Genomic DNA, 25,724 nt, shown 5'->3' on the forward strand with positions numbered 1-25,724 from the left:
ATGGCGGCCCCGCACTCGTCCCGCCGGCAACCGCGTCTCCTTCACCCCGCGTCAGCCGCCACGAACCCGCCGGTCTGGCGCGCCCACAAGCGCGCATACAGGCCATTGGCCGCAATCAACTGCGCATGCGTGCCGGTCTCCACGATCCGGCCTTCGTCCATCACCACCAGCCGGTCCATGCGCGCGATGGTCGACAAACGGTGCGCGATCGCGATCACCGTCTTGCCGGCCATCAGCTCGTCCAGGTTGTCCTGGATGGCCGCTTCCACTTCCGAATCCAGTGCCGAGGTCGCTTCGTCCAGCACCAGGATCGGCGCGTCCTTGAGCAGCACCCGGGCAATGGCGATGCGCTGGCGCTGGCCGCCGGACAGCTTCACCCCGCGCTCGCCCACGTGGGCGTCATAACCCTGCCGCCCTTCGCCATCGCGCAGCGTGTCGATGAAGGCCGACGCGCGCGCCTTGGCCACCGCCGCGCGCAGCTGCTCCTCGGTCGCATCCGGGCGCCCGTACAACAGGTTGTCGCGGATCGACCGATGCAGCAGCGAAGTGTCCTGGGTGACCACCCCGATCTGCCCGCGCAGGCTCTCCTGGGTGACCCCGGCAATGTCCTGGCCATCGATGCGGATCTGCCCGCTTTCCAGGTCGTACAGCCGCAACAGCACGTTGACCAGGGTCGACTTGCCCGCACCGGAAGGCCCGACCAGGCCGATCTTCTCGCCCGGCGCCACCACCAGGTCGAGCCCGGCGATCACCCCGCCGGCCTTGCCGTAGTGGAAATGGATGTGGTCGAAATGCACGCCGCCCCGGCTGACCCGCAGCGGCACCGCGTCGGCACGGTCCTGCACGGTCAGCGGCTGGGCGATGGTGGTGATGCCGTCCTGCACCGTGCCGATGTCCTCGAAGATGCCGTTGATGGTCCACATGATCCAGCCGGACATGTTGTGGATGCGGATCACCAGCCCGGTGGCCAGGGTGATCGCGCCCACGCTGATATGCCCGCTGTTCCACAGCCACAGCGCCAGCGCGCAGGTGCCGGCGATCAGGAAACCGTTGACGATGGAGATGGTCAGGTCCATCCCGGTGGTGACCCGGGTCTGGCGCCGGTGCTTGACCGCCAGTTCCTCGATCGCCTCGGCCACATAGGCCTGCTCGCGGCCGGCATGGGCGAACAGCTTCAGCGTGGGGATATTGGTATAGCCATCCACGATCCGGCCCATGGCCTTGGAGCGTGCCTCCGAGGCGACCCAGGCGCATTGCTTGGCACGCGGCACGAAGTAGCACAGGATCACCACGTAGGCGGCCATCCACAGCATCAGCGGAATCATCAGGCGCCAGTCGGCCTGCGCGAACAGGTACAGCGCGGTGCCGGTGTAGACCACGATGTACCACAGCGAATCGACCATCTGCACCGCCGACTCGCGCAGCGACGTACCGGTCTGCATCACCCGGTTGGCCATGCTGCCGGCGAAATCGTTCTGGAAGAACGACAGGCTCTGCCGCACCACGTAGTTGTGCATCAACCAGCGCGAGCGGTTGCTCAGGCCCGGCACGATCGCCTGGTTGACCAGCAGGTTGTGCAGGCCCACCAGCAGCGGGCGCGCGATCACGGTGATGGCCACCATCCACAGCAGCTCGTTGGCATGGCGCTGGAAGAAACCGGCGCCGGGCTGTTCGGCCACCATGTCCACGATGCGGCCGAGGAAGTCGAACATCGCCACTTCCACCAGCGCCAGCAACAGGCCGGCCACCAGCGTGGCCAGCAGCACCGGCCAGACCGGGCGCAGGTAATGCAGGTAGAACGGCACCACCGTGCGCGGCGGCATGCGCCCGTCGACGGGCGGGAACACCGGAATCAGCGATTCGAACCAGCGGAACATTCCATTTTCCTGAAGCAAAGCAGGCCGCGATTATCCCACCGCGGCCTGCCTTTTGTTTTCACCTGCGCAACACGCTGCGCGTGCGGTTCAGCCCTTGTCCGCAGCGGCCACCGGTACCAGCAGCAGGTCCTGGAAATCGAAGCTGAAATCAGTCAGCGCCGAAATCGCCTGCATGCGCACCTCGCGCACCTTGCCGTCCGGGTCCAGGCTGAAATTGACGAAGGCATCGGCATTGAGCGAACGGTCGTCCCAGCGCACGATGAAGGTGTCGTGCTGCCAGTGTTCCAGCCTGCCGGTCAGCTGGGCGGTCTTGCCAAAGCGCAGGCGCAGTGCGCCGCCGCGCCGTTCGATGAACACATCGCCGTACCACCGGTCGCGGTAGCCGCCGGCATAGGCGGCCAAAGGCAGCGAAGGGGTGGACTTCGCATCCCGCGCGGCCTGGTGCTTGGCCCAGCCCTCGTCGGCCTTGTCCTGCGCCTTGGCCACCGCCGCGGCATAGGCAGCGACCCAGTCGGTCGGCGGCGCCTGCAGGTAGGCATCGAGCACGTCCATGGTGATCGCATTGAAGGCCGCGCCCACTTCCTGGTTGGTCAGCACCACGATGCCCAGCTTGTGTTCCGGGACCAGGGTCACCCGCGAGACCATGCCCGGCCAGCCGCCGGTATGCCAGACCAGTTTCTGGCCGCGGTAGTCGCTCAGGCTCCAGCCCTCGCCATAGCCGGCGAAGTTCGGCCGCGCCGGCGCCAGCTGCGGCACGCTCGGCTCGGGCACTGCCTGCGGGGTGATCATCTGCCACATGGCCTGCTGGGTCTTGGCGCTGAACAGCGCGCTGCCGTTGTCCAGTTGGCCGTGCGCCAGTTGCACGTTCATCCAGCGCGCCATGTCGTGCACGCTGGAATAGATGCCGCCGGCACCGGCGTTGTTGGACCAGGTCAACGGCGCCACGGTGCGCAGCGTGCTGAAATCGTACTTGGCGTGGCCGACCGCAGCCTGGTCGCCGGGCAGCAGGTGGTCGGCGTTGTAGCGGGTACCGTCCATCCCGACCGGGGTGAAGATATGCTGCTGCAGGAAGGCGGCATAGGACTGCCCGGAAACCCGTTCGATCACCTGTTGGGCAACGGCGTAGAGAATGTTGTCATAGGCGTAGCGGTCGCGGAAACCAGCCTTCAGCGGCACCTCGGCCAGCCGCTGCACCACCTCGGCGTTGCTGTAGCCGGTAGCCGGCCAGAACAGCAGGTCGCCCGCGCCCAGGCTGAGCCCGCTGCGGTGCGAGAGCAGGTCGCGGATGCGCATCTCGCCGGTGACATACGGATCGGACATGCGGAAGCCGGGCAGGTGCTCGATCACCCGATCGTCCATCTTCAGCTTGCCCTGCTCGGCCAGCAGGTTCAGCGCGGTGGCGGTGAACGCCTTGGTATTGGAGGCGATCGCAAACAGGGTGTCGGCCTGCACCGGCGCCGGCTTGCCCAGTTCGCGCACGCCGTAGCCACGCTCGAACACCACCTGGCCATCCTTCACCACCGCCACCGCGATGCCGGGCACGTCGAACTGGCTGCGCACGCGCTCCACGGTGGCGTCCAGGCGCTGCAGTGGCGCCGGTGCCGACGCCGACGCAAGGGGTGCGCATGCCAGCAGCACGAGGCCTCCGATCCAGGATGTGTTCAAACAGTGTCTCCTTTGCATGTCACGGGGGCGTGGACACCGCCAGGTCGCCGGCGCCGGGTTTCGCAAGATGGTAACGCTGCGACGTTCAGGCTCGCCTGTGCCAGAAGCCAGTCCGTCGGGAAACACTGCGCATGACTACCACCGCCATCAGCGTAGCGCCCCGCAGGGGGCAACACCCCCGCGCAGCACGCCAGGCCGGCGCATGAGCACCGCGCCCGGGCAGATCCGCGCCGGCATCGGCGGCTGGGTGTTTCCGGCCTGGCGCGGCGGCACGTTCTACCCGCCCGGGCTGGTCCAGCGCGAAGAACTGGCGTATGCCAGCGCGCGGCTGGGCTGCATCGAGATCAACAGCACGTTCTACCGTGCGCAGACGCCGGCGGTGTATGCGCAATGGCGCGCGCAGACCCCGCCCGGCTTCGTTTTTTCGGCCAAGGCGCCGCGCACCATCACCCAATCCCACGACCTGTCCACGGTGGGTGCGCGGGTGGAGGACTTCATCGGTGGCATCGTCGCGCTGGGCGACCGGCTGGGCCCGCTGGTGTGGCAGTTCGCCGAGCGCCATCCGGCGATGGCGCAGGAGTTCGATCGGTTCCTGCAGGGGCTGCCGCGCCAGGCCGACGGCCAGCGGCTGCGGCATGCGCTGGAAGTCCGCAACCCGGCGGCATGGACGCCGGAACTGCTGGCGGTGGCCCGCGCGCACAACGTGGCGCTGGTGTTCAGCGGTTCCGCCGACTACCCCAGCTTCGCCGATCCCACCGCCGATTTCGTCTATGCGCGCCTGATGCAGGCGCGCGCCAACCTGCGCGCCGGGTATCCGGAACGCGTGCTGGAACAATGGTGCCTGCGTGCAATGCGCTGGGCGCGCGGGGAAGACAACCCGGACCTGCCGCATCTGGCGTCCGAAGCGCCGGCAAGCGGACCGCGCCAGGTGTATGTGCTGTTCATCGGCGCGGCCAAGCAGCGCAACCCGGCCGCGGCGCTGGCGCTGGGCGGGCAGTTGCAGCGGCTCGGCGCAGCCTAGCGCCGGGCACTGCCCGGCTGCCGTTGCGCACGTCCAGCCGGAAGCATACCGACCAACCGGAAGCGTACCGACCAACGGTCGGCACCTACCGTGCCGGCGATGGGTTGCCCAGGCGCGCATCGATCCGCCACAGCAGCGCGCCCAGCGCCACGAACGCCAAGGCCACCACCGCGGCATTGCGCGCCACCGTGGCCGCCCCGAGCTGGACCAGGTCCAGGAACGGATACGGGTACTGCCCGCTCCAGCGCCCGACCAGCAGTGCCCAGCCCAGGTAGACGATCGGGAACAGCAATGCCCATCCCAGCTGGCGCCAGCGCAGGTGGCCATGCGGCCCGGCCAGCCAGCCCAGCAGGTACAGAGCCGGCACCGCGTAGTGCAGGCCGGTGTCGGCCCACCATTGCGCGCCCTGCGGTTGCCACAGGGTGCGCAGGATCAGCACATAGATCAGCCCGGTGATGCCGATGTACAGCGCCACCGCCGCACTCGGCGCGGGCGCGGCCATGCCGCGGCGGCGACCGCGCAGGCGCGCCAGGCAGACTGCGGCCACTGCGACGTTGCTGAGAATGGTGAAGTAACCCAGCAGCTGCAGCGTGGCCAGGCCGTTGCCGCGGCTGGCGCCCACGCTCTGCAGCAGCAGCGCGTACTGCAGCCCGAGCGCGGCCAGCGCGACCAGGCCGGTCAATGCGGCCCAGGCGCGCGCGCCGGCCGAAGGCGGCGGGACGGCGGCAACGGTGTGGATGCGGGCAGGTTCCATCGGCGCAGCATGCCATGGCCTGCGCCGCGGCGACATGACCGTTTCACCCGGCCGGCCGGTGCCGCACAATACCCCGATGCCGATCTCCGATACCCGCAAGGCCCTGCTGCAGATCCATTTCTGCGTCCTGCTGTGGGGCGTCACCGCCATCCTCGGCAAGCTGATCACCCTGCCCGCGCTGCCGCTGGTGTGGTGGCGCATGCTGCTGGTGGTGGCGATGCTGGCGCTGCTGCCACGGGTCTGGCGCGGGCTGCGCCAGTTGTCGCCGGCGCTGTTCGCCGGTTACTGCGGGGTCGGTGCGCTGGTGGCGCTGCACTGGCTGACCTTCTACGGCGCGGTCAAGCTGGCCAATGCCTCGGTGGCGGCCACCTGCATCGCGCTGGCGCCGGTGTTCACCGCGGTGATCGAACCGTGGGTGGCCAAGCGCCCGTTCCAGCTGCGCGAGCTGGCCTTCGGCATCGCGGTGCTGCCCGGGGTGGCGCTGGTGGTGGGCGGGGTGCCGCACGGCATGCGCCTGGGGGTGTTGATCGGGGCGCTGTCGGCGCTGCTGGTGGCGGTGTTCGGTTCGCTCAACAAACGCCTGGTCAGCCATGCCGACCCGCTGACGGTGACCGCACTGGAACTGGGCGCCGGCACCGTCACCCTGACCCTGCTGGCGCCGGCCCTGCCGTTCCTGCTGCCGGCCCTGGCCAGCCCGCTGTGGGTGGTGCCCAGCCTGCATGACGGCCTGTTGCTGCTGGGCCTGGCCGGGGTCTGCACGCTGCTGCCGTTCGCCCTGGCGCTGGTGGCACTGCGCCACCTCAGCGCCTATACGGTGCAGCTGGTGACCAACCTGGAGCCGGTCTACGCGATCGTGCTGGCGATGATCCTGCTCAGCGAGCAGCGCGAACTGACGCCGCTGTTCTACGCCGGCGTGGCCATCATCATCGGCGCGGTGTTCCTGCATCCGCTGATGAACCGCCGCACGCCGGTCGAGCATGCCGAAATCCTGGCCACCGCCGAGGCGCGCAACATCGTCGATTGAGCGCTGCGCATATACCGACCAACGGTCGGTAGCTACCGGGGGCGTACGCGCGGTGCATCGACCTGGTACCGGCCAACGGTCGGCACCTACCGGGTCGGCCAGTGCCAGGCCGGCGCGTCCAGCAGGCCCTGGCCGCGCACGCCGGTGCGGCCGAACGCCTTGTGCAGACAGATCGTATGGCAGGCCGGCGCCTCCTGCAGGGCGGCGATCAGGCGGCTGGCATGGGACACCACCCACAGCTGGCTGCGTGCGCTGGCGGCGATGATCAGCCGCGCCAGGGCCGGCAGCAGGTCCGGGTGCAGGCTGGTTTCCGGTTCGTTGAGCACCAGCAGCGGCGGTGGGCGCGGGGTATGCAGGGCGGTCGCCAGCAGCAGGTAACGCAGGGTGCCGTCGGACAGTTCGGAGGCCGCCAGCGGGCGCAGCAGGCCCGGTTGCCGGAAACTCAGCGACAACCGCCCCTCGTGGGCATCGATGCCCACCTGGGCGCCGGGAAAGGCATCGTCCACCGAGCGGGCCAGCGCCGGCGCATCGCCGATTTCCAGGATGGTCTGCCAGGCCGCAGCCAGGTCGTGGCCGTCATGGCCGAGCACCGGGGTGCGGATCGCCAGCGTCGGCCGCCGCGCCGGGGCCGCGCTGTCGGTGCGGAAATGGTCATGGAAGCGCCAGCGCCGGATGTACTCGCGCAGCTGCATCACCTCGGGCATGCGCTGGGGGTCGGCCAGTTGCGAGAACAGGCTGTCGAACCCGGACAGCGGTTCGTCCAGGGCTTCCCAGCTGCGCCCGGCGCGCCGGCGCACGCGCGCGCCACGGCGTTCGACCAGCAGGTTGGCATTGCGCAGGAACGGGCCGGCCCAGATGCATTCGGCCTTGATCTGCGGCTCCAGGTCGAACATCGACTGGCTCGGCACCGGCAGGCCCAGGTCGATCGCATAGCCGAACGCCTCGGCGGCAAACCCCAGCCGCAGCGACACCGGCTGGGTCCGGGCGGTGCCCTGCAGCGGCATCTCGCTATCGCGCATGCGCCGGTCCAGTTGTTCCGGGCCGGCCCACAATGCCGAGGCCAGCCCGCCTTCGCGCGCCAGCGCCGCCGCCACGCCACCCTGCGCGGTGTCGGCCAGCAGGCGCAGCGCGCGGTACAGGCTGGATTTGCCGCTGCCGTTGTCGCCGGTGACCAGGTTCAGGCGTTCCATCGGCACCACCAGCCCCTGCAGGGATCGGTAGTTGGCCACGGCCAGAGTCTGCAACATGCGCTGGAATTCCACACCGACGGGCGCGCAGTGTGCCGGCCGCCGGTCGCACGGCCTGCGACCGGCCCGGTCGGCGCGCATCACCCGGTTGCGGAGGTCGCTTTTCGCCTCGCCCAGCGCCGGATCAGCGCGTGATGCCGGCCATCACCATTCCTGTTGCTGGGGCAGCAGCCCCTTCAACTCGGCATCGGTGAGGTTGCGCCACTGGCCGGGCTTGAGCGCGCCGATCTTGATGTTGTCGATGCGCACCCGGCGCAGCTGGGTGACCCGGTAGCCGAACGCGGCGGCCATCAACCGGATCTGCCGGTTCAGGCCCTGCTGCAGGATCACCCGGAAGCCGAACTTGGCCAGCCGGCTGGTCCGGCACGGCAGCGTGGTTTCATCGCGGATGCGCACGCCGCGGGCCATGCCGCGCAGGAATTCGTCGGTGACCTGCTTGTTGACCGCCACCATGTATTCCTTCTGGTGGCCGTTCTCGGCGCGCAGGATCTGGTTGACGATGTTGCCGTTGCTGGTCAGCAGGATCAGGCCTTCGGAATCCTTGTCCAGGCGGCCGATCGGGAAGATCCGCTGTTCGTGGCCGACGAACTCCACGATGTTGCCCTTGACCGAGCTTTCGGTGGTGCAGGTGATGCCCACCGGCTTGTTCAGCGCGATATAGACATGCTTGCGGCCGCCGGCCTTCTTCGCCTCGCGGGCGCGCAGCGGCTGGCCGTCGACCAGCACCACGTCGTCCGGCCCGACCACCGCGCCGGTACCGGCGGGATGGCCATTGACGGTGACGCGGCGTTCGCCGATCAGGCGGTCGGCTTCGCGGCGGGAACAGAAGCCGGTTTCGGCGATGAACTTGTTGAGTCGGGTTGTCATCGGGCCATTATCCGGCAAACACGGGCCGCGCAGGGCAACGGCGTGGCGTTGCCGGCCGGGTCAGACCATCAGTGGGTCGCTGGCCGCGGCCGGCTGTTCAGCATCGTAGACCTGGTTGCGGCCGGCGCGCTTGGCGCAGTACATGGCGTGGTCGGCGCGGCGCAGCAGCGCCGGCAGGTCGTCGGACGGCCCGCGCAACACCGCCAGGCCGATGCTGGCCGATACGTTCAGGCCGGGAATGGCCAACGCCTGCCGCACCGCCACCACCTGCTGGCGCACGCTTTCCAGCCGGGCCAGGGCGGTGAGGCGGTTGGTGCCGGGCAGCAGCACCAGGAATTCCTCCCCGCCCATGCGGATCACATCGTCGCGGTTGCGTACCGCCCCACGCAGGCCGCGCGCCACCGCCACCAGCACCTGGTCGCCGACGTCATGGCCGAACTGATCGTTGATGTCCTTGAACAGGTCGATGTCCAGGAAGCCGATCGCCAGCGGCTGTTGCTCCTGCCGGGCCCGCTGCAGGTATTCGGCCAGCAGGCGCAGCCCGGCGCGGCGGTTGGGCAGGCCGGTCAGCGCGTCGGTGTCGGCCAGCTGGCGCATCTCGTCGCGCTGCTGGCGCAGCCGGCCCAGGCGCAGGTTCAGCGCATAGGCGGACATCATCAGGAACCAGGTGGCCGACAGCTGCAACGCCTCGATCCGGTAGGCCACCACCCACTGCGCATGCAGCGCATCGGCGATGATCATCACCCACCACGGCGCCAGCGCACTCAGCCCGGCCAGCGCATAGCGGTCGCGCCGCAGCAGCGCCCACAGGCCCACGCCCAGGCATACCGCGCAGCCGGCCAGGTACAGCGTCTCCAGTGCCGCCGCCCACCAGCCCAGCGCGGCCAGGCCCATCCACGGCACGCACAGGCCGACCACGATCAGCCCCCACAGCACGCCCTGCTGGGCGCCACGCGAGCCCGGCCACAGCCGGTCGCCGCCGTTGAGCCGCCACAGGATGGGCAACAGCAGGGCTTCGGTGAACGCGGTCAGCGCCACCAGCCACCACGAGGCGCGGTCGTCCACCGGCAGCCACGGCTCGGGGTAGCCGCTCAGGCCGCCCAGCACCGCCTGCCACAACACGAACACCAGGCAGACCGCGACGAAGACCAGGAAGGAACGGTCCTTGGCGGTGACATAGCCGAACAGCGCCGACAGTGCCAGCGCGATCGCCACCGCGATGCAGGCCGCGCGCACCAGCAGCCGGGCGGTGTCGTTCTGCTGCACCGGGCTGGGCCCGCCCAGTTCCACGGTGGGAATCCAGCGTGGCTTGAGCGGGGTGGCCCAGGCCACCATGATCGGTTCGCGTCCACCGGCCGGCGGCACCACCACCATGCCGATCCCGGCGCGGAAGCGCGAATCGCGGGTGCGCGCGTCGTGCATGCTGCCGCAGATCTCGCGGTCGCCATAGCTGATGCGCACTTCCCCGGACAGCACGCCGAACACATCCACCGCCTGCGGCTCGCCCGACCAGCCGTCGGCGGGCGCCGGCACCGCCAGCAGCTGCTGGTGGTGCGCCAGCACCTCGGCGCTGCAGGCGCGCTGTGGCGTGCGTTCGGCGGTGGCCGCGCCCAGCAGCAGCACATCATGCCCGACCCGGGCCGGGTCCAGCGCTGCCGCCGACGCCTGCCAGACACCGGGCCACAGCAACAGCCATGCCAGCAGCCAGCACACTGCGCCTTTCCCACCGAACCCGCCGTGCCCGTGCCTCACGCCCTGCCCCGCCCGTTCCGTCGTGCCCCACGCACAGCGCGTGCCGCCCCTGGCCGGGATTATCGCAAGATCCCGGCACTTTCACGCTGGACGGTACGCATCCGCATCCGCATCCGTCGGCGAGCAAACGCTACGGCGACGGCTTCGCCGCGATCATGGCAGGCCGGGGCGGCCGTCGGATGACACGCCGCTGCGCAGCGGGCGCAATGCCGGCTGGGTCATCCGCTCCAGGGCCATCGGGCGCTCGATCGCATAGCCCTGCAACCCGTCCACGCCCAGCTGCTGCAGCTGGGCGGCCACCTCCAGCGATTCCACCCATTCGGCCACCACGGTCATGTGCAGTTCGCGGCCGATCTCGGTGATCGCCCGCACCGCCGCGCGGCTGACCGGGTCGATGTCCATGTCGCGCACGAACACCCCGTCGATCTTGAGCATGTCCGCCGGCAACTGGCGCAGGTAGCTGAACGAGGACAGGCCCGAACCGAAGTCGTCCAGCGCCACCCGGCAGCCGCGCGCCTTGACCCCTTCGATGAAGTTGCGGGCCTGGGCCAGGCTGCTGATCGCGGCGGTTTCGGTGATTTCAAAGCACAGCTTGCGGGCCAGCCCGCGGTTGCGTTCGAGCAGGTCGCAGACAAAGGCCAGGAAACTGGGCTCGGCGATCGATTGCGCCGACACGTTGACATTGCACAGGCCCAGCAGCTGCACGTGCGCCGGGCACACCTGCAGGTGCCGGAACAGCAGCGACAGCACGTGCCGGTCCAGCGCCATGCCCATGCCATAGCGCTCCACCGCCGGCATGAACGCGCCCGGCCCCTGCAACACGCCATCGACGCCGCGCATGCGCACCAGGACTTCATAGTGCAGGAAGCCGGGGTCGCCAACCCGTTCGATGCGCTGGGCATACAGCAGCATGCGGTTGTCGGCGATCGCGCTGGTCACCTGGGCCAGGCGGTCGGCCTCCAGCCGGCGTTCGTCCAGCGCCAGGCGGCTCTCGTTGAAGCAGTGCACGCGGTTGCGCCCGGCCTCCTTGGCCGCATAGCAGGCACTGTCGGCGGCGCTCATCAACCAGTTGACGTCCACCGCCTCGTCGGTGACTTCCACCACGCCGATGCTGCAACTCACCCGCGGCCGGCCTTCGGTGTGCAGGAAACCGGTCTGATCGAGGCTGCGCACGATCCGCTGCAGCACCTGTTTGGCCTCGTCCTGGCCGATGTTGGCCAGCAACAGGGCGAACTCGTCCCCGCCCAGCCGGCCGACCCAGTCGCCCTCGCGCACCGCGCCGACCAGGTAGTCGGCCATCCTGCGCAGCAACTGGTCGCCGGCCGCGTGGCCCAGGCCGTCGTTGACCAGCTTGAAGTAATCCAGGTTGATGTAGCACAGGCTGTGCACGCCACCGTGGGCGCGCACGTCCAGCAGCGCCTGTTCGGTCAGGCGCTCGATCTCGCGCCGGTTGACCAGGCCGGTGAGCGGGTCGTGGCTGGCGTGGTGCTGCACCTCGCGGGCCAGCGCGTGGTTCTGCGAGACGTCTTCGATGATCGCAAACACCATCGGCGCATGCCCGGGCATCGCCACCAGGGTGCCGCTCCAGCGCCCCCACAGCAGCCCGCCGTCGGCGCAGCGGAAGCGCAGTTCGGCCGGGCGCAGCTGGCGCGGCCAGTCGATCCGGCCATCCTCGTCGAACACCAGCTCGCCCTCCACCAGCAGGTCCGGCAGGGCCAGCCCGAGCAGGGCCTCGCGGCGGTAGCCGAGGATATCGGCGATGGCCTGGTTGGCTTCGACGATGCCGCCGTCGGCATCCAGTTTGAGCATGCCCACCGTGGCCAGGTAGAACGCGGCGCGGAAGCGGCTTTCCTTCTCCAGCAGGTCGTGCCGCACCCGCCGCGCCAGCAGCACCGCCACCACGGTGATCAGCAGCACCGACAGCCCGCCCACCACCAGCGTGGTGATCCGCACGATCCCCGCAGTGCGCCGCAACGACATCGAGAACGCCTTGGCCTGGCCCTGCAGCTCGCGGTCCAGGCCCTGCAGCCGGTCCTGCAGCATCGCCCGGGTCGCCGGATCCACCTGCGGCCGTGCGTGCAAGGCCTGCGCCGCGCCGGCCAGGCCGGCCAGCTGCAGCAGCGGCGCATCGGTCTGCCGCCACAGGCGAACCGCATCCTTGAAATAGGCCAGGTGCCCCAGATAGCGGAACGAGAAGATCAAGCGGTTGACGTCGCCCGGCGCATTGTCGCCGGCCAGGAAACCGCGCCGTGCACGCGCCAGGTCGGTGTCGGGCTGTTCCAGCGCGCGCCGCGCGTCCAGGTCGCCCAACGGCACCGCCAGCGCCTGGCGCGCTTCGGCCAGATCGCGCGGGTGGCCGTGGCTGAGGTAGCGGCTGAGCGCGAAGCTGGCCTGCTGCTGGCTGCGCGACCAATGGCTCTGGCCGACGATCCAGGCCGTCGAGGCGGCCTGCAATTCCTGTATCAGCGCGGAAATGCCGACCAGCCCGATCGCCATGCCGGTCAGCAGCGCAACGCGCAGGGTCAACCCCCGCATCGGATGCGGCACCACCCTTGCACCAACGTCCCTGCCAGTTGCCAGCATCGCCGATCCCCCCCGGTGGCCTGTTGTACCAGTTCCATTGCCGCGTGGTCCAACCGGCAGGCTAGGGGCAGCCATGTTGAGATGGCGCGAAACCGCCCCGGCATTGGCCCCGGCCCCTGAAACGACAACGCCAGCCCGAAGGCTGGCGTTGTGCCGATCACCGTGGGGCGATCAGAAGTTGCGCGGGCCACGCGGCTTGAAGCCATCGCGGCGCGGCGGGCGGTCGTTGCCGCCGGGGCCGCCCGGGCCACGCGGCTTGCCGCCCTGGCCGAACTTCGGCTTGAATGGCGGGCGCGCCGACGGGGTCAGGTCTTCGCCCGGCTCGACCTTGCGCATCTGGAGCTGCTGGCCCGAGACCCACACCTTCTTCAGGTGGGTCAGCAGGTCCTGCGGCATCTCCGCCGGCAGGTCCAGCACCGAGAAGTCGTCGTGGATGTCGATGCGGCCGATGAAGCGGCTTTCCAGCCCGGCTTCGTTGGCGATCGCGCCGACGATGTTGCCCGGCTTGACGCCGTGCACATGGCCCACTTCGATGCGGAAGGTTTCCATGCCCGGCTCGGCGGCACCGCGCGGGGCGATGTCACGGCGCGGGGCGCGTTCGAAACCGGCGTCGCTGCCGCCGAAATCGCCTTCTGGACGCGGCGGACGCGGACCACGCTCGTCCTCGCGGCGCGGGCCACGCTCGAAGCGCGGCTCGAACCGGGCCGGACGCTCGCCGCGGTCGTTGCTGCGCTCGTTGCGCTGCTGCGGGGCACGCTCTTCGCGCGCACCACGCACCGGCGGGGTCAGCAGGAACGGCGAATCGCCCTGCAGCAGCTTGGCCAGCGCGGCGGCGATGTCGATCGCCGGCACGTTCTTCTCGCCTTCCAGGCGCTGCAGCAGGTCGCGGTAGAACTCGGTGCCACCGGCATCGAGCGCCTCGCTGATGCGGCTCATGAACTTGGTGATGCGGGTGTCGTTGACCGCGTCCACGCTCGGCAGCTGCATTTCTTCGATCGGCTGGCGGGTGGCGCGCTCGATCGCACGCAGCATGCCCTTCTCGCGCGGGGTGGCGAACAGGATCGCATCGCCGGTGCGACCGGCACGGCCGGTACGGCCGATGCGGTGCACGTAGCTTTCGGTGTCGTAGGGAATGTCGTAGTTCAGCACGTGGCTGATCCGCTCCACGTCCAGGCCGCGCGCGGCCACGTCGGTGGCCACCAGGATGTCCAGCTTGCCTTCCTTGAGCATGCCGATGGTGCGCTCGCGCTGGGCCTGCTGCATGTCGCCGTTGATCGCCGCAGCGGCCAGGCCACGGGCCTGCAGCTTCTCGGCCAGTTCTTCGGTAGCGGCCTTGGTGCGCGAGAAGATGATCATCGCGTCGAACGGTTCCACTTCCAGGATGCGGGTAAGCGCATCGAGCTTGTGCATGCCGCTCACCCACCAGTAGCGCTGGCGGATGTTGGCCGAGGTGGTGGTCTTGGTCACGATGGTGACTTCGGCCGGGTTCTTCAGGTAAGTCTGGGCGATGCGGCGGATCTGCGAGGGCATGGTGGCCGAGAACAGGGCGACCTGACGGGTTTCCGGCAGCTTCTTGAGCACCGCTTCGACATCGTCGATGAAGCCCATGCGCAGCATTTCATCGGCTTCGTCGAGCACCAGGGTCTTCAGCTCGGACAGGTCCAGGGTGCCGCGGTTGAGGTGATCGATCACCCGGCCCGGGGTACCCACCACCACGTGCACGCCGCGGCGCAGTGCCGACAGCTGCTGGCCGTAGGGCTGGCCGCCGTAGACCGGCAGCACGCGGAAACCGGGGATGCCCGAGGAATAGGTCTGGAACGCCTCGGCGACCTGGATGGCCAGTTCGCGGGTCGGCGCCAGCACCAGTACCTGCGGCTTGGCCTGGTTGAAATCGAGGTTGGACAGTACCGGCAGCGCAAAGGCGGCGGTCTTGCCGGTGCCGGTCTGCGCCTGGCCGAGTACGTCGCGGCCTTCCAGCATCGCCGGAATGGTGGCGGCCTGGATCGGCGACGGGGTTTCATAGCCGACGGTGGCGACCGCCTGCATCACAGCGTCGGACAGGCCGAGATCTGCAAACAGCAGCGGCGCGGGGGATTCTTGGGACATGGGAAACTCCAAAGCACTGCCGTTTACATGGCAGTGGGATAAAAAAGGGGATGGTCCGCGCTTTGGGCGCCCTTTCTTATCGCGTGCCCTGGCGCTGCTCGGTCGGAGGAGTAGTGACTCGCTCAGGGGGCGATGATACCGCATCGTTCCTGAACAACGCGTACAGATTCCCGCAGGCATGCCGTTGGGCCGCGTGCTGGCGCACAATACGCGCCCTCTCCCGGCCCGGTCCAACCTCCGCGCCCCTTCCCAGGATACCCGCTCCATGCAGACCCTCGAATTTGAACTGGAGCGCGACTACGTCGAGCTCAAGCAGCTGCTCAAGCTGGCCGACCTGGTCACCAGCGGGGGCGAAGCCAAGACCGTGATCGGCGATGGCCAGGTGCTGGTCGACGGCGCGGTGGAGCTGCGCAAGGCGTGCAAGATCCGCGCCGGCCAGCAGGTGCAGTTCGGCGACACCACCATCCACATCCTGGCCGACAGCTCGGCGCCCTGAGCCGCCCTGCCTGGTCAGTGCCGTGCGGTCAGCTGCGCGGCGATCAGCTGGCGGAACGGGGCCACCCCGTGGGCCAGCCGCAGCCCGGCCCGGCGCAGCAGGCGTGCCGGCAGGCGGTCATCGGTATACAGCGTGGCGATCGCATTGGTGGCCTCGTACAGCGGTCGCGAGGCCAGCCGATGGGCGCGCTCGTAGGCCGCCAGCCCGGCCGGGGCGGCGATGTCCCGGCCGCGCCGCTGCGCCGCGCGCAGGGTCCGCGCCAGCCGGTCCTGGCTGAGCAGGCCCAGGTTGAAGCCGTGCGCGGTGACCGGATGCATGCCCACCGCGGCATCGCCGATCAGGGCACAGCGCTCGCCGGCGAACGCATTGGCATACACCCCCACCAGCGGATAGGCCAGCGGCGGCGCCACCGGCTGCATCGCGCCCAGCCGATGCTCGAACAGTGCGCTGATGCTGCGCCCGAAGCTGTCCTGGTCCTGCCCCATCAAGGCCTCGATCCGGCGCGGCGGCAGGGTGATCACCGCCGAGGCCTGGTCGCCGTTGAGCGGCAGCAGCGCCATCGTGCGGCCATAACCGAACCACTCCCAGGCGGTGTGCTGGTGCGGCACTTCGATCTGCATCCGGCAGACCAGCATCGACTTGCCGAAGTCGCGCAGGCGCGCGCCGATGCCGAGCAGGCGCCGGGTCGAGGAGAACCGGCTGTCGGCGGCCACCACCAGCGAGGCGGCGAGCTGGCGGCCGTCGCTGAGGGTCACCACGCTGCGCTGCGGCCCCGGGCTGACCTGCTGCACGCTGCACCGATCCAGCAGTTCCAGCCCCGGCTGGCCCTGCACGCTGTCCCAGGCGGCGCGCCGGATCAGGTGGTTGGGCACCAGCCAGCCCAGGTCCTGGGCATCGCGCTGGTGCGCGGCGAAGGTCAATGCGAACGGCGAGCCGCCGTCCATCACCTTGGCATCGCGCAATGCGGAAATCTGCGCCGGGTCCAGCCGGTCCCAGATGCCCAACCGCTGCAGGATCTGCCGCGAGGCATGGGTCAGCGCGATTTCGCGGCCATCGAAGGCCGCTTCGGCCAGCGCCGTGCGCGGCTGCTGCTCGACCAGGGCCACCCGCAGGCCACTGCCGGCCAGCGACCGCGCAAAGCACAACCCGGCCGGGCCGGCCCCGGCCACCACCACATCCACCGACGGCAGGCCGTTGCCGCCCTGCGTGCTGCTGTCTGCCATGTCCGTCCCTGCGCTTGCCTGATCTACGCCGAGCTTAGCGCCGCGGCCTGGCCACCGGCCTTGATCTGGATCAGCGGCGTCGGCCGCGGTTCACCACCGCGTTACAGCAGCGCCCACAGCAACAGCACGATGCCGACCAGCGAGGCCAGCCATACCAGGCTGCGCAGGTACGGCACGCCGGCCGCATACAGCGGCAGGTAGACCACCCGCGCCCAGAAGTACAGTTGCGCGGCCAGCGCGGTCAGCCCGTCCTGGCGCTGGGTCAGCACCACCGCCAGCACCGCCGCGGCGAAGAACGGAAAGGTTTCCATGAAATTGGACTGGGCCCGCTGCAGGCGCCCGGTCAGCGGCCGCACCGGCGGGTTCTGGCCATCGCGGGCCGACGCATTCCAGTGCAGCCCGCGTTCGCGGGTGACCGCGGTGGAAGCGGCAAACAGGTGCACGATGCCCAGCAGCATCGACCACACCAGCATCTGGATCTCGATTGTCATGGCGTTACTCCTGCCGCAGGCGGCATCGGCGGTTCAGGGGGTGGCGGCGCGCACGCTGTAACCGGCCAGGCGCCAGACCCGGTCTTCGTCGAGCCGGAACGACACCAGCTCGCGCACCGGCTGGGCGCTGTTGGCAAAGCGGGTGGGGAAACTGACATTGATGTACAACCCCTCGGGCACCGTCGCGCCGGGCGCGTACTTGACCCGGGTCACCACCGGCTGGCCACGTGCGGCCAGCGCGCCCAGGCGCTTGCGGTCGGCACCGAGCTGGGCGACGAAGGCCTGCTCGGTCACCGTCCTGCGCGCCACCGCCGAGGCACCTTTCCACGCCTCGGCGGCGCGGTTGCCATCCACCAGTTGCGCCACCTGCAGGGCCGCTGCGGTCAGCTCGGCATCCTGCTTGTGCACCTGCGCCTGCTGCGCCGGGGTCAGCGCCGGGCGCGCCGGAGCGGCCACGGGGGCGGCCGCCGGGGCAGGACGGGCCGGTGCCGGAGCCGGGGTGGCCGGCGGCGGAGTCTGCGCCAGCGCGATGGCCGGCAACAGGAACGACAACAGCAGCACGCTACGCATCAGGACATCCCGGGCTGGAAACACTGCCGGGGAGTCTACGACGAAGCGCCGTGAGCGGTCCGTCAGTTGCGTTCGGCGGTTTCCACCGGCGGCTGGCCGGCGTCGCTGGCGGTGCGCTCGGCGGCAGCCGCGCTGCCCGGCGCCTGGCTGGCCGGCAGCAGCGTGGACACATCGATTTCCGACAGCGGGCTTTCATCCGGGCAGGTCGCATCGGGGAAACCGAAACGCTGCTTGAGCCCCTGCCCGCAGCCGTTGACCGTTTCCAGTTCGCTGCCTTCGCGCTTGCACTCCTGGTCGAAGGCGACCAGGAAGGCGTCCTTGCGGCGGACGAAATCGTCGCCGCACTTGCGCATCTGCTTGATCCGCTCCAGGTCGTCCTGCACCGCGTTGGTGCCGTCCAGGCCGAACTGGCGCAGTTCTTCGCTGCTCAGCAGGCGCAGGCTGCGGTTGGGCACGGTCATCATCAGGTCGGCCACGCCCACCGCCACGCCGTTGCGCTGCAGGTAGTCCTTGACGTTGTCGTAGACCTCATGGAGTTCGCGGTTGAGTTCGGCGCGCGAGGTCGCCTTGGAACTGATCCGCATCATCCGGTGGATGCCGACCTTGCCGGCCACCAGGCGGTTGTCGCCGGCGGCCAGCACGAACACGCAGGCGCTGTGGCAGACCGAGCCTTCGCGGATCCAGATGGTCCAGTTGGACTCGCCGATGCGGTCGCCGGCCACGATCGCCGCCTCGACCTGGCCACCGCTGGAATCCAGGTCCAGGATGCGTTTGGAGATGCGCTGCGCGTCGGCCACCATCGCCAGCCGCGCGACCAGTTCGGAGAAGCCCGGGTTGATCTTGCCCACATAACGCACCCGCACCAGACCACGTTCGGCGCACGGCGCCAGCGCGGCATCGATGCTGCCGCGGTCCAGCGCTTCCAGCGCCACGCCATCGCCGGCCGCGGCGGCGTAATCGGTATCGCAGCTGACCCAGGCCTTGCCGTTTTCCAGCGCGGCCTGCGGCCAGCCCAGGTCGCCGCGCCGGGGCGGCGGCGGTGCCACCGGCGGGGCATCGGCGGCGTTGATGGACACCATGTGATCGCCATCGGCGGTCTGCGCCCGCACCGCCTTGTCGGCGGCGGTGACATTGCCCGGATTCTCCAGCTGGCTGCAACCGGCCAGACCCAGGCACAACAACGGCAACCACCACGACTTGAGCAACATGAACGACCCGGCATCCGTACGGAGGAACGCGCGCAGCGGCACGTGGACGCACAGTCTAGTGCGGGCGGCCACGATCGCGGCAACCTGCCCTGAACCTGCGGCCGGGCGACCCGGCATTGCTGTCCGAAAGTGGCGAGCCCGGCCATCGCCGAGCGCATAGACTGGCGCCCATGGACACCGCCCTGCCCCTGGACTACGCCGCCTGCGAAAGCGCCCGCCTTGCCCGCGATGCGCGCTTTGACGGGGTGTTCTTCACCGCCGTGCGCAGCACCGGCATCTACTGCCGCCCGGTCTGCCCGGCACCGCCGCCGAAGCCGCGCAATGTCGACTACTACCCCAGCGCCGCCGCCGCGGCCGCGGCCGGCTTCCGCCCCTGCCTGCGCTGCCGCCCCGAACTGGCCCCGGAGGCGCAGGACGCGCTCAGCAATGAAACCCTGCAGCGCGCGCTGGCGTTGATCCACGACGGCTACCTGCAGGATGCGGCGGTCGGCGCGCTGGCCGCGCGGGTGGGGCTGAGTGCGCGCCAGCTGCAACGCCTGTTCGTGGCCCGGCTGGGCGCCGCCCCGGCGCAGATCCACGCCACCCGCCGCCTGCTGCTGGCCAAGCAGTTGCTGACCGAAACCGCCCTGCCGGTCACCGACGTGGCCATGGCCGCCGGTTACAACAGCCTGCGCCGCTTCAACGCCGCCTTCGCCGAGGGCTGCGGCATGCCGCCGACGGCGATCAGGCGCCAGCGCGGCCACCTCGATGGCGGCGCGCTGACCCTGCGCCTGGGGTACCGGCCGCCGCTGGATTTCGCCGCGATGCTGGGCTTCCTGCGCCGCCGCGCCATCCCCGGCATCGAACAGATCGACGCGCACAGCTACCAGCGCGTGATCGGCCCGGCCGAGCGCCCCAGCGTGATCCGGGTCAGCGCCGACCCCAAGCGCCCGGAGCTGCTGCTGCAGCTGGGCCAGGTCGATCCGCGCGCGATTCCCGGCATCGTGCGCCGGGTGCGCCGCATCTTCGACCTGGATGCCGACCTGCGCATCGTGCACGCCACGCTGGGCAGGGAACCGCTGCTGGCGCGCGGCATCGCCGCCCGCCCCGGGCTGCGCGTACCCGGCGGCTGGGACGGCTTTGAAGTGGCGGTTCGGGCCGTGCTGGGCCAGCAGGTCAGCGTGGCCGCGGCCGCCACGCTGGCCCGGCGCGTGGTGGATCGTTTCGGCGCCGTGCTGGCCGGCATGCCCGAGGGCCTGGACCGCCAGTTCCCGGCGCCGCAGGTGCTGGCCGAGGCACCACTGGAAACCATCGGGCTGCCACGCACGCGGGCGGCCACCGTGCGCGCGGTGGCCGCCGCCGTGGCCGAGGGCCGGCTGGATTTCGGTGCCGGGCAACGGCTGGACAGTTTCGTCGAACGTTGCATCGCGCTGCCCGGGATCGGCCCGTGGACGGCGCAGTACATCGCGCTGCGCGCCCTGGCGCTGCCCGATGCCTTCCCGGCCGGCGACCTGGTATTGCAGCAGGTGCTGGGCGGCGACAGCCGGTTGAGCGAACGCGCCACCGAGGCCCGTTCGCAGGCCTGGCGACCGTGGCGCGCCTATGCCGTGCTGCACCTGTGGCACCTGGCCACGCCCTCTTCCGGAGCATCCACATGACCCTGTTCTACGACACTTTCGACAGCCCGATCGGGGCACTGACCGTGGCCGGCGACGGCCAGGGCATCCACCACATCCTGTTCGAGAACAACCGCTACGACGCCAAGGGCCGTGCGCAATGGCGGCATGACGCGCACGCGCTGGGCGAAGCACGCACCCAGTTGCTGCAATACCTGCACGGACAGCGCCAGCACTTCGAGCTGCCGCTGGCGCCGCACGGCACCGCGTTCCAGCTGCGGGTATGGAAGGCGCTGGCCGATATTCCGTTCGGCCAGACCTGGAGCTATGTGGAGCTGGCCCGCCATATCGGCCACCCCACCGCCAGCCGCGCGGTCGGTGCGGCGAACGGGCGCAATCCGCTGCCGATCGTGCTGCCCTGCCATCGGGTGATCGGCAGCAGTGGCGCGCTCACCGGTTTCGGCGGCGGGCTGCCGACCAAGGCGGCGCTGTTGCAGCTGGAAGCGCAGCGCGATGCGCTGTTCGCCTGACCGCTGGCGATAATGGTTGCTGCTGCCCGTAGCGCCGGGCTCTGCCCGGCTGCTGTTGTTCTGCAAAGCGGAAACAACGGCAACGGCAACAGCAGCCGGGCAGAGCCCGGCGCTACGGGCAACGACGCCTCGCGCTCCACTGTCTTCGCCACGTCACCGCGCCCGATTATCATGGCCGGATGATTTCCGTCCGCCTTTCGCTGGCGCTTGCCGCCGCTCTTTCGCTGGCCGCCTGTGCCAGCGCGCCTCCGACGCCGCCTGCGGCGATCGCCCCGAGCGCCACCGTCGTGCCCGCGCAGCCGCCCAAGCTGCTGCTGGTGTCCATCGACGGCCTGCGCGCGGACATGCTCGACCGCGGCATCAGCCCGAACCTGTCGCGCCTCATCCGCGACGGGGTGCGTGCGCAATGGATGACGCCGTCCTATCCCTCGCTGACCTTCCCCAACCACTACACCCTGGTCACCGGGCTGCGCCCCAACCACCACGGCATCATCCACAACAGCATGCACGAAGACGTGCTGGGCACCTTCAAGCTGAGCATGCGCGATGCCGTCACCGACCCGCGCTGGTGGGGCGGCGAGCCCATCTGGGTGGGCGCCGAAAAGGCCGGCGTGCGCACCGCCACCTGGTCCTGGCCCGGCAGCGAAGCGGCCATCCAGGGCGTGCGCCCCAGCCAGTGGCGCGTGTTCGATACCCGCGTGCCGTTGCCCGAGCGCGTGGACCAGGTGCTGGGCTGGATCGGGCAGACCGACGCCAACGCACCGCGGCTGGTCACGCTGTACATGGAACAGGTCGACCATGCCGGCCATGAAAGCGGCCCGGAATCGCCGCAGTACGCGGCCGCCATCGCCGAGGTCGACCGCGCCATCGGCCGCCTGCTCGACGGGCTGCAGGCGCGCGGGCTCGATGCCGGCACCAATCTCATCGTGGTCTCCGACCACGGCATGGCCGGCGTTCCCGCCGGCCAGGTGATCGCCACCGAAGACATGGTGTCGCCGGACATCGCGCGGCTGGTCTCCGAAGGCCAGTCGGTCGGCTTCGCGCCGCTGCCGGGCAAGCAGCGCCAGGCCGAAAAGGCGCTCATCGGGGCACACGCACACTACGACTGCTGGAAGCGTCAAGCGCTGCCGCCGCGCTGGCAATACGGGTCCAACCCGCGCATCCCGCCGATCGTGTGCCAGATGCATGAAGGCTGGGATGCGCTGACCGGCGAGCGCATCGCCAAGCGCGCCCCGGGCAACCGCGGCTCGCATGGCTATGACAATGCCCTGCCCTCGATGCGCGCGGTGTTCATCGCGCGCGGCCCCTCGTTCCAACAGGGCCAGACCCTGCCCGGTTTCGACAACGTGGATGTCTACCCGTTGCTGACCCGCCTGCTCGGCATCCCGGCCGCGCCCAACGACGGCAACCCGCAGACCTTGCTGCCCGCGCTGCGCTGACCGCAGAGGATGACCGACGGCCCGGCCAGGTTCGTTCTGCGCTGAAAGCCAAAAAAAACGCGGCGCAAGCGCCGCGTTCTCTTTGACCCGCCAGGTGGGATCAACCGGCCTTGGCGACAGCCTTCTTGGCAACGGCCTTCTTGGCCGGTGCCTTGGCAACGGTCTTCTTGGCGACCGGCGCAGCTGCACCCACGGCCACCTTGCTCACCACGTGCGAGCGCGAATTGCCGTAGCTTGCGTTGAAACGCTTGCCCTTGGCGGTCTTGCGGTCACCCTTACCCATGTCAACTCCTTAGTCTGAATACTGCGAAATCTGATACCCGTTACTGACACGGGTTCGGCGGGGCCGCCCTCTCAGGCGCCCCCGCGCACGATCGGAAAGCCTACCACACGCACTCAGTGCGCACAGCTGGCGTCATGGACGTGGCCGTGGTTCAAACGCAGGTTGACCAGGTGGGCCACCCCCACCAGCACGCCACCAACGGTCATCACCACCGCGTGCGGCACCGGTGCATGGTGCAGCGGCCCGTACAGCAGGCCCGCCCACAGCGCGGTCAGGCCCGGCACCAGGAACCCCAGCGCGCGCAGCGCACCGTGCCGGCGGTAGCCCCAGACCAGGCTGAACAGCCCGAGCAGGGTCACGAAGCTGACCAGGGCCAGTTCCACCCCGTCGCCCAGCCAGACCGACAGGCCCAGCGACGGCGCGGCGGCCAGCAGGATCGGCAGCACCGCGCAGTGCACCGCGCACAGCAGCGAACCGGTGGCACCGAAGCGATCCAGCAGATGACGAACTCGAGCGAACAGGGGCATGACTTCCAGCAGGGTCGGCGAAGCGTTATGGAATAATATAACATCAATCCCGACGCGCACTCCCGTTCCCCGCTCCTGCCCCCTGCAACATCCTGTTCCATCGCCCGGTGATGGGATTGCCGCGCCCCACCATTGATACACTGTAACAATTGACGACGGACCTTCTGCCCATGCGCTTCTCACCCTTCCTCAAGCCGCACGCCCTGTCCCTGGCGCTGGCCGCCGCCCTGTCCCCCGCGCTGGCGCTGGCCGCCGACGATGCCGGCCAGCGTGACCACCACCTGACCGAACTGTCCGCCGTGCAGGTCACCGCCTCGCCGCTGCAGGGCGACGCCGAATCGCTGGCGCGCCCGGTGGAGGTGCTGGCCGGCGAACGCCTGGACGAGCAGAAGGCCGGCACCCTGGGCGACACCGTGGCCAAGCTGCCCGGCGTGCAGAGCACGTTCTTCGGCCCCGGCGTGGGCCGCCCGATCATCCGCGGCCAGGAAGGCCCGCGCGTGGCGGTGCTGTCCAACGGCATGGGCAACATGGATGCCTCCACCGTCAGCGCCGACCATGCCACCAGCATCGAGCCGTTCCTGGCCGACCAGATCGAAGTGCTCAAGGGCCCGGCCACCCTGCTGTTCGGCAGCGGCGCGATCGGCGGCGCGGTCAACGTGGTCGACGGCCGCATCGCGCGCGAACTGCCCGACCGCCCGCTCAGCGGCCGCGCCGAACTGCGCGGCAATTCGGTCAACGACGAACGCAGCGGCATGTTCCGGCTGGACGGGGTGAGCGGCAACGTAGTCCTGCACGTGGACGGCCTGGTCCGCAACGGCGACGACTACCGCATCCCCGGCTATGCAGTGATCGACGGCCTGGAGGACCACAGCGGCCACGACCATGAGGCAGAAGACAGCGACGAACCGCGCCGCGGCCGCCTGGACAACAGTTCGGTGCGCACCCGCGCCGGCGGCGTCGGCGCCACCTGGCTGGGCGAAGGCGGCTACTTCGGCGCCTCGGCCAGCACCTACCGCACCAACTACGGCATCCCCAACGGCGCGCACGTGCACGCCGAGGACGACCATGGCCATGACCATGAGCATGGCGAGGAAGAAGAGGAAGGCGGAGAGCACGACGTGCGCATCGACATGGTGCAGAACCGCTTCGAGGCCAAGGGCGGTATCTACAACCCGGTCTCGTTCCTGAAGAACATCAACCTGCGCACCGCCTACACCGATTACGAGCACACCGAGCTGGAAGCGGGCGTGCCGGCTACCCGCTTCACCAACCGCGGCATCGAAGGCCGCCTGGAAGCGGTGCAGCAGCAGATCGGCGGCTGGGACGGCGCCTTCGGCCTGCAGTTCGGCAACAGCGATTTCGGCGCCAAGGGCGAGGAAGCCTTCGTGCCGGACACCGGGACCAAGAACATCGGCCTGTTCGTGCTGCAGGAAAAGCAGTTCGGTCCGTTCAAACTGGAACTGGGCGGCCGCCACGACCAGGTCAAGCTCGACCCGAGCGGCGATCACCGCGCGCGCAAATTCGATGCCACCAACCTGTCGGCGGCCGGCATCTGGAAGCTCAACGACGCGGTCGACCTGCGCTTTGGCGTGGACAGTTCCGAGCGCGCGCCGACCAATGAAGAGCTGTACGCGGCCGGTGCGCACATCGCCACCCGCTCGCTGGAAATCGGCGATGCCAACCTGAAGACCGAACGCGGCCAGCGCATCGAACTGGGCATCCACACCCACAGCGAACGCGTGGACTTCTCCGCCTCGATCTACCAGACCACGTTCAAGAACTTCATCTACCTGGCCGACACCGGCGTGGTCGAAGACCTGCCGGTACGCCTGTGGGCGCAGCAGGACGCGGTCTTCAAGGGCGCCGAGGCCGAAGCGCTGTTCCATCTGTTCGAAGGCACTGCCGGCGACTGGGACCTGCGCGTGTTCGGCGACTACGTCAAGGCCGAACTGGACGGCAGCGGCAGCCGCAACGTCGACATCGCCGTGCCACATGGCGACCACAACCACAACTACAGCGTGGAACTGGCCAACACCGGCTACCTGCCGCGCATCGCCCCGGCCCGTGTCGGCGCCGACCTGCGCTGGTCCCGGGATGGCTGGCGCGCCTCGGTCGGTGCGGTGCGCTACAGCCGCCAGAAGGACGTGGCCCAGAACGAAGACCCCAGCAAGGGCTACACCCTGGTCGACGCCCATCTGGCCTACCGCTGGGACCGCAGCGACAGCAACAGCTACGAGGTCTTCCTGGACGGCAACAACCTGACCAACCAGGAAGTACGCCCGCATACCTCGCTGCTGCGCGACTACTCGCCGCTGCCGGGCCGCGGCGTCGCCTTCGGCATCCGCGCGTTCTTCTGATCCGGCCCGCTACATCCGGCGTCGTCGCTCAACCCTGAGGGGGCCGCAAGGCCCCCTTTTTTTGGTTCTTCACCGATTTGCAGGACGACGGTCGGCCATTGTCCGGATG

21 protein-coding genes are annotated in these 25,724 nt (G+C 69.6%); 7 read left to right on the forward strand and 14 right to left on the reverse strand.

Going from position 1 to position 25,724, the window contains the following annotated elements; all coding sequences use genetic code 11:
- Window positions 1-41 precede the first annotated feature (41 nt).
- Both smrA and IC535_RS03475 read right to left on the reverse strand, forming a co-directional pair.
- The gene (gene smrA / locus IC535_RS03470; RefSeq protein ID WP_228886680.1) at window positions 42-1,877 is read right to left on the reverse strand and encodes a multidrug efflux ABC transporter SmrA; all 1,836 of its coding nucleotides are present in this window, start codon (window positions 1,875-1,877) and stop codon (window positions 42-44) included.
- An 87-nt stretch (window positions 1,878-1,964) separates the two neighbouring features.
- Window positions 1,965-3,560 carry a serine hydrolase gene (locus IC535_RS03475; RefSeq protein ID WP_228886679.1) on the reverse strand — a complete coding sequence of 532 codons (1,596 nt, stop codon included), beginning with the start codon at window positions 3,558-3,560 and terminating at the stop codon, window positions 1,965-1,967.
- A 184-nt stretch (window positions 3,561-3,744) separates the two neighbouring features.
- Between IC535_RS03475 and IC535_RS03480 the strand changes: the two genes are divergently transcribed.
- Window positions 3,745-4,563 (forward strand): DUF72 domain-containing protein, encoded by an 819-nt coding sequence (locus tag IC535_RS03480; RefSeq protein ID WP_228886678.1) that lies wholly within the window; start codon window positions 3,745-3,747, stop codon window positions 4,561-4,563.
- 85 nt (window positions 4,564-4,648) lie between these two features.
- Here the strand turns inward: IC535_RS03480 and IC535_RS03485 are convergent, their stop codons facing one another.
- The gene (locus IC535_RS03485) at window positions 4,649-5,317 is read right to left on the reverse strand and encodes a Pr6Pr family membrane protein (RefSeq protein WP_228886677.1); all 669 of its coding nucleotides are present in this window, start codon (window positions 5,315-5,317) and stop codon (window positions 4,649-4,651) included.
- 76 nt (window positions 5,318-5,393) lie between these two features.
- On the opposite strand from IC535_RS03485, the gene IC535_RS03490 reads away from it, so the two are divergent.
- On the forward strand, window positions 5,394-6,341 hold the full coding sequence (locus IC535_RS03490) for a DMT family transporter (RefSeq protein WP_228886696.1): 948 nt from the start codon (window positions 5,394-5,396) through the stop codon (window positions 6,339-6,341).
- An 86-nt stretch (window positions 6,342-6,427) separates the two neighbouring features.
- Here IC535_RS03490 and IC535_RS03495 read toward each other — a convergent pair whose 3' ends face one another.
- The 5 genes from IC535_RS03495 to IC535_RS03515 form a co-directional block, all read right to left on the reverse strand.
- Complete coding sequence (locus IC535_RS03495) at window positions 6,428-7,588, reverse strand: AAA family ATPase (RefSeq protein WP_228886676.1); 1,161 nt, start codon at window positions 7,586-7,588, stop codon at window positions 6,428-6,430.
- 144 nt (window positions 7,589-7,732) lie between these two features.
- On the reverse strand, window positions 7,733-8,455 hold the full coding sequence (locus tag IC535_RS03500; RefSeq protein ID WP_228886675.1) for a pseudouridine synthase: 723 nt from the start codon (window positions 8,453-8,455) through the stop codon (window positions 7,733-7,735).
- 60 nt (window positions 8,456-8,515) lie between these two features.
- On the reverse strand, window positions 8,516-10,168 hold the full coding sequence (locus tag IC535_RS03505; RefSeq protein WP_228886674.1) for a sensor domain-containing diguanylate cyclase: 1,653 nt from the start codon (window positions 10,166-10,168) through the stop codon (window positions 8,516-8,518).
- Between the two features lie 192 nt (window positions 10,169-10,360).
- Window positions 10,361-12,742, reverse strand: coding sequence for a putative bifunctional diguanylate cyclase/phosphodiesterase (locus IC535_RS03510; protein ID WP_429000390.1), 2,382 nt, complete (start codon window positions 12,740-12,742; stop codon window positions 10,361-10,363).
- A gap of 219 nt (window positions 12,743-12,961) precedes the next feature.
- Window positions 12,962-14,896 carry a DEAD/DEAH box helicase gene (locus IC535_RS03515; protein WP_228886672.1) on the reverse strand — a complete coding sequence of 645 codons (1,935 nt, stop codon included), beginning with the start codon at window positions 14,894-14,896 and terminating at the stop codon, window positions 12,962-12,964.
- A gap of 265 nt (window positions 14,897-15,161) precedes the next feature.
- Here IC535_RS03515 and IC535_RS03520 point away from each other — a divergent pair, with 265 nt between their 5' ends.
- Window positions 15,162-15,392: an RNA-binding S4 domain-containing protein gene (locus IC535_RS03520; RefSeq protein WP_228886671.1), complete on the forward strand. Its 231-nt coding sequence runs from the start codon at window positions 15,162-15,164 to the stop codon at window positions 15,390-15,392.
- A gap of 14 nt (window positions 15,393-15,406) precedes the next feature.
- Here the strand turns inward: IC535_RS03520 and ubiM are convergent, their stop codons facing one another.
- The 4 genes from ubiM to IC535_RS03540 all read right to left on the reverse strand — a co-directional run bounded on the left by ubiM (window position 15,407) and on the right by IC535_RS03540 (window position 18,881).
- Window positions 15,407-16,582: a 5-demethoxyubiquinol-8 5-hydroxylase UbiM gene (gene ubiM / locus IC535_RS03525; RefSeq protein WP_228886695.1), complete on the reverse strand. Its 1,176-nt coding sequence runs from the start codon at window positions 16,580-16,582 to the stop codon at window positions 15,407-15,409.
- Between the two features lie 134 nt (window positions 16,583-16,716).
- A complete protein-coding gene (locus tag IC535_RS03530) occupies window positions 16,717-17,106 on the reverse strand; it encodes an MAPEG family protein (protein WP_228886670.1) in 390 nt (129 codons plus the stop codon).
- Window positions 17,107-17,139: 33 nt separating this feature from the next.
- Window positions 17,140-17,679: a DUF4019 domain-containing protein gene (locus IC535_RS03535; protein ID WP_228886694.1), complete on the reverse strand. Its 540-nt coding sequence runs from the start codon at window positions 17,677-17,679 to the stop codon at window positions 17,140-17,142.
- 59 nt (window positions 17,680-17,738) lie between these two features.
- Entirely contained in the window at window positions 17,739-18,881 is a 1,143-nt protein-coding gene (locus IC535_RS03540) for a hypothetical protein (protein ID WP_228886693.1), read from the reverse strand.
- Between the two features lie 173 nt (window positions 18,882-19,054).
- On the opposite strand from IC535_RS03540, the gene IC535_RS03545 reads away from it, so the two are divergent.
- The 3 genes from IC535_RS03545 to IC535_RS03555 all read left to right on the forward strand — a co-directional run bounded on the left by IC535_RS03545 (window position 19,055) and on the right by IC535_RS03555 (window position 22,448).
- Entirely contained in the window at window positions 19,055-20,521 is a 1,467-nt protein-coding gene (locus tag IC535_RS03545; protein WP_228886669.1) for an AlkA N-terminal domain-containing protein, read from the forward strand.
- Complete coding sequence (locus IC535_RS03550) at window positions 20,518-21,009, forward strand: methylated-DNA--[protein]-cysteine S-methyltransferase (RefSeq protein WP_228886668.1); 492 nt, start codon at window positions 20,518-20,520, stop codon at window positions 21,007-21,009. Before IC535_RS03545 ends, IC535_RS03550 begins: the two co-directional genes overlap by 4 nt.
- A 179-nt stretch (window positions 21,010-21,188) precedes the next feature.
- Window positions 21,189-22,448, forward strand: coding sequence for an ectonucleotide pyrophosphatase/phosphodiesterase (locus IC535_RS03555; protein ID WP_228886667.1), 1,260 nt, complete (start codon window positions 21,189-21,191; stop codon window positions 22,446-22,448).
- Window positions 22,449-22,548: 100 nt separating this feature from the next.
- Here the strand turns inward: IC535_RS03555 and IC535_RS03560 are convergent, their stop codons facing one another.
- Both IC535_RS03560 and IC535_RS03565 read right to left on the reverse strand, forming a co-directional pair.
- Complete coding sequence (locus IC535_RS03560; protein WP_038689543.1) at window positions 22,549-22,731, reverse strand: 30S ribosomal protein THX; 183 nt, start codon at window positions 22,729-22,731, stop codon at window positions 22,549-22,551.
- 113 nt (window positions 22,732-22,844) lie between these two features.
- Entirely contained in the window at window positions 22,845-23,258 is a 414-nt protein-coding gene (locus IC535_RS03565) for a MerC domain-containing protein (protein ID WP_228886666.1), read from the reverse strand.
- Between the two features lie 170 nt (window positions 23,259-23,428).
- Between IC535_RS03565 and IC535_RS03570 the strand changes: the two genes are divergently transcribed.
- Entirely contained in the window at window positions 23,429-25,615 is a 2,187-nt protein-coding gene (locus tag IC535_RS03570; protein WP_228886665.1) for a TonB-dependent receptor, read from the forward strand.
- The last annotated feature ends 109 nt before the right edge of the window (window positions 25,616-25,724 follow it).

Origin of the sequence: Stenotrophomonas rhizophila, assembly GCF_020857975.1 — a bacterium.
GTDB classification, from domain to species: domain Bacteria; phylum Pseudomonadota; class Gammaproteobacteria; order Xanthomonadales; family Xanthomonadaceae; genus Stenotrophomonas; species Stenotrophomonas rhizophila_C.